13 protein-coding genes are annotated in these 14,584 nt (G+C 73.2%); 4 read left to right on the top strand and 9 right to left on the bottom strand.

Annotated elements, in window-relative coordinates; genetic code table 11:
* The 5 genes from GTW67_RS00980 to GTW67_RS00960 all read right to left on the bottom strand — a co-directional run bounded on the left by GTW67_RS00980 (position 1) and on the right by GTW67_RS00960 (position 6,628).
* Positions 1-2,130 (bottom strand): 3-hydroxyacyl-CoA dehydrogenase NAD-binding domain-containing protein, encoded by a 2,130-nt coding sequence (locus GTW67_RS00980; RefSeq protein WP_161162887.1) that lies wholly within the window; start codon positions 2,128-2,130, stop codon positions 1-3.
* Positions 2,127-3,344: an acetyl-CoA C-acyltransferase gene (locus GTW67_RS00975; RefSeq protein WP_161162885.1), complete on the bottom strand. Its 1,218-nt coding sequence runs from the start codon at positions 3,342-3,344 to the stop codon at positions 2,127-2,129. Before GTW67_RS00975 ends, GTW67_RS00980 begins: the two co-directional genes overlap by 4 nt.
* A gap of 200 nt (positions 3,345-3,544) precedes the next feature.
* Positions 3,545-4,837 carry an HRDC domain-containing protein gene (locus GTW67_RS00970; RefSeq protein ID WP_161162884.1) on the bottom strand — a complete coding sequence of 431 codons (1,293 nt, stop codon included), beginning with the start codon at positions 4,835-4,837 and terminating at the stop codon, positions 3,545-3,547.
* Positions 4,838-4,986: 149 nt separating this feature from the next.
* Positions 4,987-5,649 (bottom strand): response regulator transcription factor, encoded by a 663-nt coding sequence (locus GTW67_RS00965; RefSeq protein WP_077797935.1) that lies wholly within the window; start codon positions 5,647-5,649, stop codon positions 4,987-4,989.
* A gap of 301 nt (positions 5,650-5,950) precedes the next feature.
* Positions 5,951-6,628, bottom strand: coding sequence for a DUF3000 domain-containing protein (locus GTW67_RS00960; protein WP_161162882.1), 678 nt, complete (start codon positions 6,626-6,628; stop codon positions 5,951-5,953).
* 185 nt (positions 6,629-6,813) lie between these two features.
* Between GTW67_RS00960 and hemE the strand changes: the two genes are divergently transcribed.
* Positions 6,814-7,881: a uroporphyrinogen decarboxylase gene (gene hemE / locus GTW67_RS00955; RefSeq protein WP_161162881.1), complete on the top strand. Its 1,068-nt coding sequence runs from the start codon at positions 6,814-6,816 to the stop codon at positions 7,879-7,881.
* Between the two features lie 33 nt (positions 7,882-7,914).
* On the opposite strand, the gene GTW67_RS00950 is transcribed toward hemE, so the two are convergent.
* Entirely contained in the window at positions 7,915-8,376 is a 462-nt protein-coding gene (locus GTW67_RS00950; RefSeq protein ID WP_161162879.1) for a hypothetical protein, read from the bottom strand.
* Positions 8,377-8,446: 70 nt separating this feature from the next.
* Positions 8,447-9,265, bottom strand: a complete 819-nt coding sequence (locus tag GTW67_RS00945; RefSeq protein WP_161162877.1) for a rhomboid family intramembrane serine protease — start codon at positions 9,263-9,265, stop codon at positions 8,447-8,449.
* Positions 9,266-9,400: 135 nt separating this feature from the next.
* Between GTW67_RS00945 and GTW67_RS00940 the strand changes: the two genes are divergently transcribed.
* Positions 9,401-9,763: a hypothetical protein gene (locus tag GTW67_RS00940; protein WP_161162876.1), complete on the top strand. Its 363-nt coding sequence runs from the start codon at positions 9,401-9,403 to the stop codon at positions 9,761-9,763.
* 42 nt (positions 9,764-9,805) lie between these two features.
* Here the strand turns inward: GTW67_RS00940 and GTW67_RS00935 are convergent, their stop codons facing one another.
* Together GTW67_RS00935 and GTW67_RS00930 are read right to left on the bottom strand one after the other, a co-directional pair.
* A complete protein-coding gene (locus GTW67_RS00935; RefSeq protein WP_161162874.1) occupies positions 9,806-11,221 on the bottom strand; it encodes an FAD-dependent oxidoreductase in 1,416 nt (471 codons plus the stop codon).
* A 27-nt stretch (positions 11,222-11,248) separates the two neighbouring features.
* Positions 11,249-12,232 carry a DUF4349 domain-containing protein gene (locus tag GTW67_RS00930; RefSeq protein WP_161162872.1) on the bottom strand — a complete coding sequence of 328 codons (984 nt, stop codon included), beginning with the start codon at positions 12,230-12,232 and terminating at the stop codon, positions 11,249-11,251.
* 164 nt (positions 12,233-12,396) lie between these two features.
* Between GTW67_RS00930 and hemG the strand changes: the two genes are divergently transcribed.
* Together hemG and hemQ are read left to right on the top strand one after the other, a co-directional pair.
* Positions 12,397-13,875: a protoporphyrinogen oxidase gene (gene hemG, locus GTW67_RS00925; protein ID WP_161162871.1), complete on the top strand. Its 1,479-nt coding sequence runs from the start codon at positions 12,397-12,399 to the stop codon at positions 13,873-13,875.
* A gap of 4 nt (positions 13,876-13,879) precedes the next feature.
* Positions 13,880-14,584, top strand: a 705-nt coding sequence (gene hemQ / locus GTW67_RS00920) for a hydrogen peroxide-dependent heme synthase (protein ID WP_161162869.1), incomplete at its 3' end; no start/stop codon positions are given.

The following is a 14,584-nucleotide window of genomic DNA, read 5'->3' as shown; positions in this document are numbered from 1 at the left end:
TCACGCCGGAACCGACGCGACCCCCGGCTCCAGGAACCGCTTCCCGTTCACCCGTTCCGACACGCCCTCCCGGTCCAGGTACGGCGTGATGCCGCCCAGGTGGAAGGGCCAGCCGGCGCCGGTGATCAGGCAGAGGTCGATGTCCTGGGCCTCGGCGACGACGCCCTCGGCGAGCATCAGGCCGATCTCCTGGGCCACCGCGTCCAGGACGCGGTCGCGGACCTGCTCCTCCGTCAGGACCGTGTCGCCCTGCTTGAGGAGCGCGGCGACCTCCGGGTCCAGCTCGGGCTTGCCGCTGTCGTAGACGTAGAAGCCGCGCTTGCCGGCCTCGACGACCGCCTTCAGGTTCGGGGAGACCGTGAAGCGCTCGGGGAAGGACCGGTTCAGGGTCTCCGAGACGTGCAGGCCGATGGCCGGGCCGACCAGCTCCAGGAGGACGAGGGGAGACATCGGCAGGCCGAGCGGCTCCACCGCCTTCTCCGCGACCTCGACGGGCGTGCCCTCGTCGATGACGTTCTGGATCTCGCCCATGAAGCGGGTCAGGATGCGGTTGACCACGAACGCCGGGGCGTCCTTGACCAGGACCGCGGTCTTCTTCAGCTTCTTGGCGACGCCGAACGCCGTGGCCAGCGCCGCGTCGTCCGTCTGCTCGCCGCGCACGATCTCCAGGAGCGGGAGGATCGCGACCGGGTTGAAGAAGTGGAAGCCGACGACCCGCTCGGGGTGCTTCAGCTTCGAGGCCATCTCCGAGACGGAGAGGGACGAGGTGTTCGTCGCCAGGATCGCGTGGGCCGGGGCGACCGCCTCGACCTCCGCGAACACCTTCTGCTTGACGCCCATCTCCTCGAAGACCGCTTCGATGATGAAGTCGGCGTCCGCGAAGCCCTCGGCCTTGTCCAGGACACCGGTCACCAGCGCCTTGAGACGGTTGGCCTTGTCCTGGTTGACACGGCCCTTGCCGAGCAGCTTGTCGATCTCGGCGTGGACGTAGCCCACACCCTTGTCGACGCGCTCCTGGTCGATGTCCGTGAGGACGACCGGGACCTCCAGGCGGCGCAGGAAGAGCAGCGCGAGCTGGGAGGCCATCAGGCCGGCGCCGACGACGCCCACCTTGGTGACCGGGCGGGCCAGCGACTTGTCCGGCGCACCCGCGGGGCGCTTGCCGCGCTTCTGCACCAGGTTGAAGGCGTAGATGCCGGAACGCAGCTCGCCGCCCATGATGAGGTCGGCCAGCGCCTGGTCCTCGGCGTCGAAGCCCTGCTGGAGGTCGCCGTTCTTGGCGGCGGCGATGATGTCCAGCGCGCGGTAGGCGGCCGGGGCCGCGCCGTGCACCTTGGAGTCGGCGATGAAGCGGCCGCGCGCGACGGCCTGGTCCCAGGCCTCCCCGCGGTCGATCGCCGGACGCTCGACGGCGATCTCGCCCTTGAGGACGGACGCGGTCCAGATCAGCGACTGCTCCAGGAAGTCCGCGCCCTCGAAGATCGCGTCCGCGATGCCGAGCTCGTAGACCTGCTCGCCCTTGAGCTGCTTGTTCTGGTTGAGGCTGTTCTCGATGATCACCGAGACGGCCTTGTCGGCGCCGATCAGGTTCGGCAGCAGCGTGCAGCCGCCCCAGCCGGGGACCAGACCGAGGAAGACCTCGGGGAGCGAGAACGCGGGGAGCGCCGCCGACACCGTGCGGTAGGTGCAGTGCAGGCCGATCTCCACGCCGCCGCCCATGGAGGCGCCGTTGTAGTACGCGAAGGACGGCACCGCGAGGTTCGCCAGGCGCTTGAGGACGTCGTGGCCGCCCTTGCCGATGGCCAGCGCGTCCTCGTGCCGCTTCAGCAGCTCGACGCCCTTGAGGTCGGCGCCGACCGCGAAGATGAACGGCTTGCCGGTGACGCCGACGCCGACGATGTCGCCGTCCGCGGCCTCCTTCTCGACCTGGCCGATCGCGGCGTCGATGTTCGCCAGCGACTGCGGGCCGAGCGTGGTCGGCTTGGTGTGGTCGTGACCGTTGTCCAGGGTGATCAGGGCGAAGCGCCCGGCGCCCAGGGGCAGGTCGAAGTGACGTACGTGCGCCTGCGTGACGACCTCGCCGGGGAACAGCTCGGCCGCACCCTTCAGCAGCTCTGCGGTGGTGCTCACTTGTCCCCCTCGAAGTGCGGGTTCTCCCAGATGACCGTCGCGCCCATGCCGAAGCCGACGCACATGGTGGTCAGGCCGTAGCGGACGTGCGGCTGCTCCTCGAACTGGCGGGCCAGCTGCGTCATCAGCCGGACGCCGGAGGAGGCGAGCGGGTGGCCGAAGGCGATGGCGCCGCCGTACTGGTTGACGCGGGCGTCGTCGTCGGCGATGCCGTAGTGCTCCAGGAACGCGAGGACCTGGACGGCGAAGGCCTCGTTGATCTCGAACAGGCCGATGTCGGAGATGGACAGGCCGGCCTGGGCCAGGGCCTTCTCCGTCGCCGGGATCGGGCCGTAGCCCATGACCTCGGGCTCGACGCCCGCGAAGGAGTAGGACACCAGGCGCATCTTGACCGGCAGGTCGTTCTCGCGTGCGAAGTCCTCGCTCGCGATGAGGGACGCGGTCGCGCCGTCGTTCAGACCGGCCGCGTTGCCCGCGGTGACCCGGCCGTGCACGCGGAACGGCGTCTTCAGGCCCGCCAGGTTCTCCAGCGTGGTGCCCGGACGCATCGGCTCGTCGGCGGTGACCAGGCCCCAGCCCGTCTCACCGGCCTCTTCGTTGGTGCGGCGCACCGAGACCGGCACCAGGTCGGCCTGGATCTGGCCGTTGGCGTACGCCTTGGCGGCCTTCTCCTGCGAGCGCACGGCGTACTCGTCGGCGCGCTGCTTGGTGATGCTCGGGTAGCGGTCGTGCAGGTTCTCGGCGGTCATGCCCATGAACAGGGCGGACTCGTCGACCAGCTTCTCGCTGACGAACCGCGGGTTCGGGTCGACGCCCTCGCCCATCGGGTGGCGGCCCATGTGCTCGACACCGCCCGCGATGGCGACGTCGTACGCGCCGAAGGCGACCGAGCCGGCCACCGAGGTGACGGCGGTCAGCGCGCCCGCGCACATGCGGTCGATCGAGTAGCCGGGGACCGAGGTCGGCAGGCCCGCGAGGATGCCGGCGGTGCGGCCGATGGTCAGACCCTGGTCACCGATCTGCGTGGTCGCGGCGACGGCGACCTCGTCGATCTTCTTGGGGTCGAGACCGGGGTTGCGGCGCAGCAGCTCCCGGATCGCCTTCACGACCAGGTCGTCGGCGCGGGTCTCGTGGTAGATGCCCTTCGGGCCCGCCTTGCCGAACGGGGTGCGGACGCCGTCGACGAAGACGACGTCCCTGACGGTACGAGGCACGATGGCTCTCCTCCAGGGTGCGGGATGGCACTGCTGCGGCACGCATGCACTGAGCGCGCGCTCAGGCCCATGCTACTTATGAGTAACGTAGCTGCCCAGTCCCCCCGGCCCAAGCGGCGAAGGTCACACCCGGAGGCCGGGCGGACATCACCCCTTCGGCCGCCCGAGGGGTGCCGCCGCCGCGCCTCCCGTCGCGCCTGTCAGGCCGGCTCCGCCTCCTGGTTCAGGGCCGTCACCAGGACCGGCGTCACCTGTTCCACCTGCCACGGCCGGGCGCCGTGGGAGGTGAGGGCCGCGGACACGGTCTCCCGGTCGGCCGGCTTCGGCGGCTCCCAGCAGACCCTGCGCACGGTGTCCGGAGTGATCAGGTTCTCCTGCGGCATGTTCAGCTGCTCGGCCAGTGCCGTCACCCCCGCCCGCGCCGCGGCCAGCCGGGCGGCGGCGGCCGGGTCCTTGTCGGCCCAGGCGCGCGGCGGCGGGGGACCGGTCACCGGCTGCCCGGGCTGCGGCAGCTGCGACTCCGTGAGGCCCTTGGCCCGGTCGACGGCGGCCTGCCACTGCTCCAGCTGCCGGCGGTTGACCCGTCCGAAGGCGCCGAGCGCCCCGAGCGCGTGCGCGTTGGGCGGCAGGGCGAGCGCGGCCTCCACGATGGCCGCGTCCCCGAGCACCTTGCCGGGGGAGACGTCCCGGCGCTGCGCGATCCGGTCCCGGGTCTGCCACAGCTCCCGGACGACGGCGAGCTGCCGGCGCCGGCGCACCTTGTGCATGCCGGACGTACGGCGCCACGGGTCCTTGCGGGGCTCGGCCGGCGGCGCCGAGGCGATCGCGTCGAACTCCTGCCGGGCCCACTCCAGCTTGCCCTGCCGGTCCAGCTCCTTCTCCAGCGAGTCGCGCAGGTCGACCAGGAGCTCGACGTCGAGGGCCGCGTAGCGCAGCCACGGCTCGGGCAGCGGGCGGGTCGACCAGTCGACGGCCGAGTGGCCCTTCTCCAGGACGAAGCCCAGCACGTTCTCGACCATCGCGCCGAGGCCGACCCGGGGGAACCCGGCGATCCGGCCGGCCAGCTCGGTGTCGAAGATGCGGGTGGGCACCATCCCTATCTCCCGCAGACACGGCAGGTCCTGGGTGGCGGCGTGCAGCACCCACTCGACGTCGGAGAGGGCCGCGCCCAGCTCCGACAGGTCGGGGCAGGCCACGGGGTCGATCAGCGCGGTGCCGGCGCCCTGGCGGCGCAGCTGCACCAGATAGGCGCGCTGGCCGTAGCGGTAGCCGGAGGCGCGCTCGGCGTCGACGGCGACGGGGCCGCTGCCGGCGGCGAAGGCGGCGGTCACCTCGGCGAGAGCGGCCGCGTCGGCGATCACCGGCGGTACGCCCTCGCGTGGTTCCAGCAAGGGGGTCGGCGCCTGACTCGCAGAAGATCCGGCGTCGTCCGGAGGGGCGCCTCCGGTGGTTCGCAGTGAACGGTCTGCTGCGGTTTCGTGGGCGTCGGTCACCGGTCAAGGGTATCGGTGTATGCGCGGAACCCGCCGACGGAACGTTCCGTCGGCGGGCTCCGGAGGGTCGTTATCCAGACAGGTCAGTGAAAGATCGGGCTCATGGGGGGAGGGGGAAGCGGTCGGGGAGCGGTCGGGGTCAGGGTCGGTCAGTGGATGATGCCGGTGCGCAGGGCCACCGCCACCATCCCGGCGCGGTCGCCCGTGCCGAGCTTGCGGGCGATGCGGGCCAGGTGGCTCTTGACGGTCAGGGCGGACAGGCCCATGGAGACGCCGATCGCCTTGTTGGACTGGCCCTCCGCGACCAGCCGGAGCACCTCGACCTCGCGGCCGGAGAGCTCGCGGTAGCCGCCCGGGTGGCTCGGGGCGCCCGGGGGGCGGCGGTGCAGTCGGGCGGCGGCGCCGCCGATGGGTGCGGCACCGGGCCGGGTGGGGAGCCCGATGTTGGTGCGGGTACCGGTGACGACGTAGCCCTTGACACCGCCGGCGAGGGCGTTGCGTACGGCGCCGATGTCGTCGGCGGCGGACAGGGCGAGCCCGTTGGGCCAGCCCGCGGCGCGGGTCTCGGACAGCAGGGTGAGGCCGGAGCCGTCGGGGAGATGGACGTCTGCGACGCAGATGTCGCGAGGGTTGCCGATGCGGGGACGAGCCTCCGCGACGGACGAGGCCTCGATGACGTCGCGCACACCGAGCGCCCACAGATGGCGGGTGACGGTGGAACGGACGCGCGGGTCGGCCACGACCACCATGGCGGTCGGCTTGTTCGGGCGGTAGGCGACCAGGCTTGCGGGCTGCTCGAGGAGAACGGACACCAGGCCTCCTGGGGTGCGGGACGGGGCCGGCTCCTGGGGGACGAAGCCGGGACGAACCGTGCTTTCAAGGTCACAGTCGTCTTCGGCACCGAACGCGTCCTCCTTTAGAGAATGATCACGATCTGGTGAGTAACAATCCGAGCAATTCGGACACGCGGTCGATCATTCGAAGATCGAACGGTTTCAATCTCTGTCGAGATCTTTGTCGATACGAGGCCGAAAGTGGCCGTATCGACAAAGTGACTGCCGTTCGGGCAGGCGTGGACAGGCCCCTCTCCGGGTGATCGGTCCTGATCGGTTCCTAGCGGGACTGCGGCCCGCGCCGCTGGGGCAGCGTGACGATCGACGCGTCGCCCGGACCGGCCGGCGGCAGACCCGCCACCTGGGCCAGCAGGTCGCACCACGAGGCCAGGTGGGAGGCGGTGTCCGGCACCCCGCCCAGGCCCTCGCGGGGCGTCCAGGACGCGCGGATCTCGATCTGCGAGGCGGGCGGACGCGCCGACAGCCCGCCGAAGTAGTGCGAGCCGGCCCGCGTGACGGTGCCGCTGGGCTCGCCGTAGGCCAGGCCGCGGCCCTGGAGGGCGCCCGTGAGCCAGGACCAGCACACCTCGGGCAGCAGCGGGTCCGCGGCCATCTCCGGCTCCAGCTCGGCCCGCACCAGGGTGACCAGCCGGAAGGTGCCCTGCCAGGCGTCGTGCCCGGCCGGATCGTGCAGCAGCACCAGACGCCCGTCGGCCAGATCCTCGTCGCCGTCGACGACCGCGGCCTCCAGCGCGTACGCGTACGGCGCGAGCCGCTGCGGCGCGCGCGTCGCCTCCACCTCGATCTGCGGCCGCAGCCGCGCGGTCTGGAGCGCGTCGACGGCGGCCGTGAACGGCGGCGGTGCCGCTCCGCCCGGTTGCCGCCCGCCCTCCTTGGTGCCCTTCGGTTCGTCCATTCCGCCAGCGTCGTCCGACAGTCGTCCCTGAGCCGCAGCCATGCGGGGAAGATTAAGCGGAACGGCGCCCCGGCGCAGGGAGGGACACCCGCGTGCGGGCGCGATGTCCGGATCACGTGGTACGGCGAGGGCGCGCCGGAGCCCCCGTGCGAGGGCCGCGCGCCCCGGCCCGGCATGCCCGCACCCGAGGGCGGGCGGTGTCCGCGGGTCGTGCGAGACTTGCCGCTGTGAGTGCCAACCAGAGCCCCGCGGGCAAGCAGCCGACCGCCACGTACGACTCCGCGTTCCTCAAGGCGTGCCGGCGTGAGCCGGTGCCGCACACGCCCGTGTGGTTCATGCGCCAGGCCGGCCGCTCACTGCCCGAGTACCTGAAGGTGCGCGAGGGCATCCCGATGCTCGAGTCCTGCATGCGGCCCGAGCTGGTCGCCGAGATCACCCTCCAGCCGGTGCGCCGGCACGGCGTGGACGCGGCGATCTACTTCAGCGACATCGTGGTCCCGCTCAAGGCCATCGGCATCGACCTCGACATCAAGCCGGGTGTCGGCCCGGTCGTCGAGAAGCCGGTCCGCACCCGCGAGGACCTGGCCCGGCTGCGCGACCTGACCCCCGAGGACGTCTCCTACGTCACCGAGGCGTACGGCCTGCTCACCCGCGAGCTCGGCGCCACCCCGCTGATCGGCTTCGCCGGCGCCCCGTTCACCCTCGCGAGCTACCTCGTGGAGGGCGGCCCGTCCCGCAACCACGAGCACACCAAGGCGCTCATGTACGGCGACCCCGGGCTGTGGGCCGACCTGCTGGACCGCCTCGCCGACATCACGGCCGCCTTTCTCACGGTGCAGATCGAGGCCGGCGCGAGCGCCGTCCAGCTCTTCGACTCCTGGGTCGGCGCCCTCTCTCCCGCCGACTACCGGCGCTTCGTGCAGCCCGCCTCCCGCAAGGTCTTCGACGCCGTCGCCGGGTACGGCGTGCCGCGCATCCACTTCGGCGTGGGCACCGGCGAGCTGCTCCACGACATGGGCGAGGCCGGCGCGGACGTCGTGGGCGTCGACTGGCGCGTCCCGCTGGACGAGGCCGCCCGCCGCGTCGGCCCCGGCAAGGCGCTCCAGGGGAACCTGGACCCCGCCGTCCTCTTCTCCTCCACCGAGGCGGTCGAGGCCAAGACCCGCGAGGTCCTCGACGCGGCGGCCGGTCTGGAGGGCCACGTCTTCAACCTCGGCCACGGCGTCCTGCCGACCACCGACCCGGACGCGCTGACCCGGCTCGTGGAGTACGTCCACACCCACACCGCCCGCTGACCCGTACGCACCACCCCGCGCGGCGCGCCGTGGTCAGCCGGCGGACAGCAGGGCGAAGACCTGGGCGGCGAGGAGCCCGCCGTAGAAGCAGACGGGAGTGGGCGAGAACGCCGCCTTCGCCGCTCCCGCGCGTTCCCGGCCGGGCTCCACGTCCATCGCGAACGGCTCCACCGCCACCTCCGGGCGCCGCACCCGGTCGTACAGGCGCCGGTACAGGCGCTCCCGGTACATGAAGTAGCCGTCGAGGAGCCAGAACGCCACGACCGGCGCGAGAGCGACCGCCGCGACGGCCCGGTCGTCGGCGCGCACGGCGAACGCGAGCAGCGCGCCGGTGACCGTCAGCGACCAGCCCTTGATCAGGAACGAGTTGTTGCCCATCCGGGCCACGACCATCTGGATCAGCTCCAGATGCTTGATCCGGCCTTCGTCCAGCACCGGGCCGTCCCCCGCCGTCATCGGTTCCCCCAAGCCGTCGACCAGTCCGACCCGGAGCATACCCACCGCCGTGGGAACGGCAGTTGACGCTCACGGCACGCGGGACGCCGTCCGGGGCGCCCGGGTGCCGCTACCAGCCCGGCCGGGCGCGTCTGCCGAACAGCAGTCCGCGCGGCTCCGGCGGGGGAGGGGTGCCGGGCCGCAGCGGCCAGGCGATCAGCATGCCGGCCAGGAAGCCGACGACATGGGCCACGTACGCCACGGTGCCCGCGTCGGAGACGGCCCCGCCGGACGAGTAGACCGCCTGGAGCACGAACCAGAAGCCCAGCACGATCCAGGCCGGCAGGCGCAGCGGCAGGAAGATCAGGAAGGGCACGAGGACCCAGACCCGGGCCTTCGGATACAGGACCAGATAGGCGCCCAGCACCCCGGCGATCGCGCCCGACGCGCCGAGCAGCGGGGCGGTCGAGTCCGCGTTCAGCAGGGCGAAGCCGTAGGTCGCCGCGTAGCCGCAGACGCCGTAGAACAGCAGGTAGCGCAGGTGACCCATGCGGTCCTCGACGTTGTTGCCGAAGATCCACAGGAAGAGCATGTTGCCCAGCAGGTGCAGCCAGCCGCCGTGCAGGAACATCGCCGTCAGGACGCTCAGCTCGGGCGACTTGCCGTAGTCCGGCGGGCCGATCACGCACCCCGGCCCCTGCGGGCCCACCCCCGTCGCGCCGGTCGGCACCAGCCGGGGCAGCCGGTGCTGGAGCAGCTCCTGGGGCACCGCCGCGTAGTGGTCCAGGAACGCCTGGAGGTGGCACATCTGCGCGAGACCGCCCCCGCCCGTCACGGAGCCGGTCATGCCGGGCGTGAACAGGAACACCAGGACGTTCGCGAGGATCAGGGCATACGTGACCCAGGGCGTACGGCGCGCCGGGTTCACGTCATGGACGGGGATGACCACGGGACACTACTGCCCGTCTGACGGACGGTGAATCGGCGCGGCCCCTGAACGCCCCCGTCCGTGGCCGCGTATGTCTCCTCAACCGCCCGCGGCCCGGGGAAGGCGGGACGCGGGGACGACGTGAGGATTCAGGCGATGGACGAACGGGTCACACCGGTTCCGGCGATGCACGCCCTGCCCGACGGCGAGGCCGAGGTCGCCCTCGTGCTGCGCCTGCCCTGGGAGGACGTCGCCCGGCTCGGTCAGGAGGCCGGGCGGCTGGCCGCGCAGCGGCAGCGGCCCGTGACACTGGACGAGGCGGTGAGCCACCGGCTGCGCTCCACCCGCGCCGCCGCGCACGCCAAGCCGGCCGGTGAGCAGCCGCCCGCCGTCACCGCCCCGGCGCCGGTCACGGCCCAGGCCGCCGTGACCGCCCCGGCGTCCGTGTCGTCCCTGCCCGCCCGGGCCCCGGCCGAGCAGGCGCGGCAGGCCATCGACCGGATCAACGGCACGGCGTAGGGCCGGCGGCGCGGACCGGCTCGACGGCACGAAGTGGCCCCGTCAGCGTCGCTCCTCCACCGCCCTCGCCGCCTTGCGGGCCGCCACCAGCACCGGGTCCCACACCGGGGAGAACGGCGGCGCGTACCCCAGGTCCAGGGCCGTCATCTGCTCCACCGTCATCCCGGCCGTGAGGGCCACCGCGGCGATGTCGACCCGTTTGCCCGCGCCCTCACGGCCGACGATCTGCACGCCGAGCAGCCGTCCCGTGCGCCGCTCGGCGAGCATCTTCACCGTCATGGGGGAGGCGTTCGGGTAGTACCCGGCCCGGCTGGTCGACTCGATCGTCACCGCCACGAACCGCAGCCCCGCCCGCAGCGCGTCCTTCTCCCGCAGCCCGGTCCGCGCGATCTCCAGGTCGCAGACCTTGCTGACCGCGGTGCCGACGACGCCCGGGAAGGTGGCGTAACCGCCGCCCGCGTTGGTGCCGATGACCTGCCCGTGCTTGTTGGCGTGCGTGCCCAGCGGAATGTGCCGCTCCTGCCCGGAGACCAGGTCCAGCACCTCCACGCAGTCGCCGCCGGCCCAGATGTTCTCGTGCCCGCGCACCCGCATCGCGAGGTCGGTCAGCAGTCCGCCGTGGGCGCCGAGCGGCAGACCGGCCCGGGCGGCGAGCGCGGTCTCGGGGCGAACGCCGATGCCGAGCACCACCACGTCCGCCGGGTACTCGGCGTCCTCGGTGGCCACCGCGCGGATCCGGCCGTCGTCGCCCGTCAGCAGCTTGGTGACCTCGGCGTCGTTCACCATGGTGACGCCGAGGCCCACCATGGCGTCGTGCACCATCCGGCCCATGTCCGGGTCGAGCGTGGACATCGGCTCCCGGCCGCGGTTGACGACCGTCACCTCGTAGCCGCGGTTGATGAGCGCCTCGGCCATCTCCACGCCGATGTACCCGGCGCCGACTACCACCGCGTGCCGCCCCCGCGTGCGGGTCAGCGTGTCGAGCAGCGCCTGCCCGTCGTCGAGGGTCTGCACCCCGTGCACGCCGGGCGCGTCGGCCCCCGGCATGTCGGGCCGGATCGGGCGGGCGCCGGTCGCGATCACGAGCTTGTCGTACGGCGTCCAGGTCTCCGCGCCCGAATCGAGGTCACGTGCGCGGACCCGCCCGCCGGCCACGTCGATCTCCGTCACCTCGGTGCGCATCCGCAGGTCGATGCCGCGCGCGCGGTGCTCCTCGGGTGTGCGGGCGACGAGGTCGTCCCGTTCGGTGACGTCGCCGCCGACCCAGTAGGGGATGCCGCACGCCGAGAACGAGCTGAAGTGGCCGCGTTCGAACGCGACGATCTCCAGCTCGTCCGGGCCCTTCAGCCGGCGTGCCTGCGACGCCGCGGACATGCCCGCGGCGTCACCGCCGACCACGACCAGCCGCTCGCGCCCACCACTCGTACCGCTCGCACCGCTCGTACCGCTCATGCTCATGCGAACACGCTACGTGGGCGCGGCATTTCAGTCCCGCTCGGCCGTCCCCCCGGTCGGCGTGTTCCCCGGCACCGGCGGGGCCGTCGGCAGCGGGCCCACCGCCGTCGCCACCGGCGCGGCGTCCGGGCGGCGGGGCCGCCGGGGCCGGACCACCCGCACCCACAGCAGCACGAGCAGCGCCGCCACCGCGGCGAACGGCAGGATCGCGCCGAACACGATCGCCACCCAGCGCAGCATCGACACGAACGCGTCCCAGCCGCCCGCCAGCGCGTCCGTGAACCCCGGGTCGTCGTCCTCGGCGACCGCCTTCTCCACCGGCGTCTCGGACAGGGAGAGGGTGATGGTGGCCAGGCCGGTGCGGTCCTTCAGGGACGCCTGCCGGGCGAGCAGCGCCTCCAGTTCGGCCTGACGGGAGCTCAGCTCGCTCTCCAGCGTCACCACGTCGCTCAGCGCGGTCGCGCGGTCCATCAGCTCGCGCACCCGGGCCACGCTGGCGCGCTGCGACGCGATGCGGCTCTGCACGTCCACGACCTGGTCGGTGACGTCCTCGGCCTTCGCGTCGCGCTCCACGAGCTTGCCGGCGCCCTCCAGTTCGGACAGGACGTCCTGGTACGCGTCGACGGGCACGCGCAGCACGAGGCGGGTCCGTTCGTGGCCGTCCTCGTCGCGCCGGGTGGTCTCGTCGCCGACGTAGCCGCCCGCGTTCTCGGCCGTGGTGCGGGCCGCGTCGAGCGCCTTGGGGACGTCCTTGACCTGGACCGTCAGGGAGGCGGTGCGGATGATGTGGCTCGCGGCGGACTTGGGCGGCGCGGTCGCCCGGGAGCGGTCCGCGTCCCCTTCCGCGCCCGCTCCCGCCGCGCCCTGTGCCCCGCTCGCCGGGGCGGCGGCCTTGACGTCGCTCGCGCCGCCGGAGTCGTCGCCGCCTGCACTGCATCCGGTGAGTGCGAGGGCCGCGGCCAGCAGGACGGCGGCCGCGGCCGGAACGGCTCGCAGGGAAGGTGGTGTACGCACAGGGCCCCCCGGGGACGGTGTCGACTGTTGCTCCTAGGACGTTCCGAGGGGCGCGGGGGACGGCGCGGAACGGTCCCGAAGAGGTCACGGTCCGGACTCGTGGGCGCCCGCCCGCCGCCCGGCCTGGCGGCCCCGCCGCCGGTGGGGTCTGAGAGGCTTGGGGCATGTGCGCAAGCGAGATCCCGGCGGGCCCGGCACCCGCGGACCCGGGGCACGTCGTCGTCGTCGGAGCCGGCATCGCCGGACTGGCCGCCGCCCACCGCCTGCTGGAGCGCGGGAGCCGCGTGACCGTGCTGGAGGCCTCGGACCGCGTCGGCGGCAAGCTGCTGCCCGGCGAGATCGCCGGGGTCCGCGTCGACCTCGGCGCCGAGTCGATGCTGGCCCGCCGCCCCGAGGCCGTCGGCCTCGCCCGCGCCGCCGGTCTCGCCGGCCGCCTCCAGCCGCCGGCCACCGCGTCGGCCTCCCTGTGGACCCGCGGCGCCCTGCGCCCCATGCCCAAGGGCCACGTCATGGGCGTCCCCGGCACCGCCGCCGCCCTGTCCGACGTGCTGTCACCCGAGGGCCTCGCCCGCATCGAGCGCGACGCCGACCTGCCCCGCACCGAGGTCGGCGAGGACGTGGCGGTCGGGGAGTACGTGGCCGCGCGCCTGGGCCGCGAGGTCGTCGACCGGCTCGTCGAGCCACTGCTGGGCGGGGTCTACGCGGGCGACGCGTACCGCATCTCGCTGCGCTCGGCCGTGCCGCAGCTCTTCGAGGCCGCCCGCACCCACCCCTCCCTCACGGAGGCGGTGCGCGCGATCCAGGGCCGCACGGCCACCTCACCGCAGAGCAGCCCGGTGTTCATGGGCATCGAGGGCGGCATCGGCACCCTCCCGCTCGCGGTCGCCGAGTCGGTGCGGGCACGCGGCGGCGAGATCGTCACCGGGGCGCCCGTCACGGAGCTGCACCGCACCGCCGCGGACGGCTGGCGGGTCGTCGCCGGCGAACGGGTGCTGCACGCGGACGCGGTCGTCGTCGCCGTCCCCGCGCCCGCCGCCGCCGGACTGCTGCGCGCCGAGGCGCCGGGCGCCGCCGCCGAACTGGCCGCCGTCGAGTACGCCTCGATGGCCCTGATCACCCTCGCCTACCGCCGCTCCGACGCCGCCGCGCTCCCCGAGGGCAGCGGCTTCCTCGTGCCGCCGGTCGACGGGCGCACCATCAAGGCGTCCACGTTCGCCTCCCGGAAGTGGGGCTGGATCGCCGACGAGGACCCGGACCTGGTCGTCCTGCGCACTTCGGTCGGGCGGTACGGCGAGACGGAGATCCTCGGCCGCGACGACGACGGCCTCGTCGCCGTGTCCCGGCACGACCTGAAGGAGGCCACCGGCCTGGCCGCCGCGCCGGTCGCCACCCGCGTCACCCGCTGGCAGGACGGCCTGCCGCAGTACCCCGTCGGCCACCACGCGCGCGTGGCCCGCGTCCGCGCCCAGGTCGCGAAGGTCCCCGGCCTCGCCGTGTGCGGCGCGGCCTACGACGGCGTCGGCATCCCGGCGAGCATCGCGAGCGCGTACGCGGCCGTCGACCAGCTCGGCGGGGACCCGCGCGGTGTGGAGCAGCTCACCGCCCACCCGGTGCAGAGCCTGCACGGCGGAGCGGGAGAATAGGGCCATGAGTGACGACGCCACCACCCCCGCAGCCGACCGGATCCCCAACAAGGGCAAGCTGGCCAAGGACCTCAACGAGGTCGTCCGCTACACCCTCTGGTCCGTCTTCCGACTCAAGGACGTGCTGCCCGAGGACCGCGCGGGCTGGGCCGACGAGGTCCAGGAGCTGTTCGACCAGCTCGCCGCGAAGGACGTGACGATCCGCGGCACGTACGACGTGTCCGGGCTGCGCGCCGACGCCGACCTCATGATCTGGTGGCACGCGGAGACCAGCGACCAGCTCCAGGAGGCGTACAACCTCTTCCGCCGCACCAGGCTGGGCCGCGCGCTCACGCCGGTCTGGTCGAACATGGCGCTGCACCGCCCCGCCGAGTTCAACCGCTCGCACATCCCGGCGTTCCTCGCCGACGAGACGCCGCGCAACTACGTCAGCGTCTACCCGTTCGTGCGCTCCTACGACTGGTACCTGCTGCCCGACGAGGACCGCCGCCGCATGCTCGCCGACCACGGCAAGATGGCCCGCGGCTACCCGGACGTGCGCGCCAACACGGTCGCCTCCTTCTCGCTCGGCGACTACGAGTGGCTGCTCGCCTTCGAGGCCGACGAGCTGGACCGCATCGTCGACCTCATGCGCCACCTGCGCGGCTCCGAGGCCCGCATGCACGTCCGCGAGGAGGTCCCGTTCTACACCGGGCGCCGCAAGGACATC

Source organism: Streptomyces sp. SID5910 (assembly GCF_009862125.1).
Lineage (GTDB): Bacteria > Actinomycetota > Actinomycetes > Streptomycetales > Streptomycetaceae > Streptomyces.
Note: the sequence above shows the minus strand (reverse complement) of the source record. Positions and strands in the feature narration are given on the sequence as shown.

Coding starts and splice junctions, on each gene's coding strand:
- GTW67_RS00935 (WP_161162874.1), bottom strand. CDS start 11,221: ATGAGCATGAGCGGTACGAGCGGTGCGAGCGGTACGAGTGGTGGGCGC.
- GTW67_RS00950 (WP_161162879.1), bottom strand. CDS start 8,376: ATGCTCCGGGTCGGACTGGTCGACGGCTTGGGGGAACCGATGACGGCG.
- GTW67_RS00960 (WP_161162882.1), bottom strand. CDS start 6,628: ATGGCTGCGGCTCAGGGACGACTGTCGGACGACGCTGGCGGAATGGAC.
- GTW67_RS00940 (WP_161162876.1), top strand. CDS start 9,401: ATGGACGAACGGGTCACACCGGTTCCGGCGATGCACGCCCTGCCCGAC.
- hemG (WP_161162871.1), top strand. CDS start 12,397: ATGTGCGCAAGCGAGATCCCGGCGGGCCCGGCACCCGCGGACCCGGGG.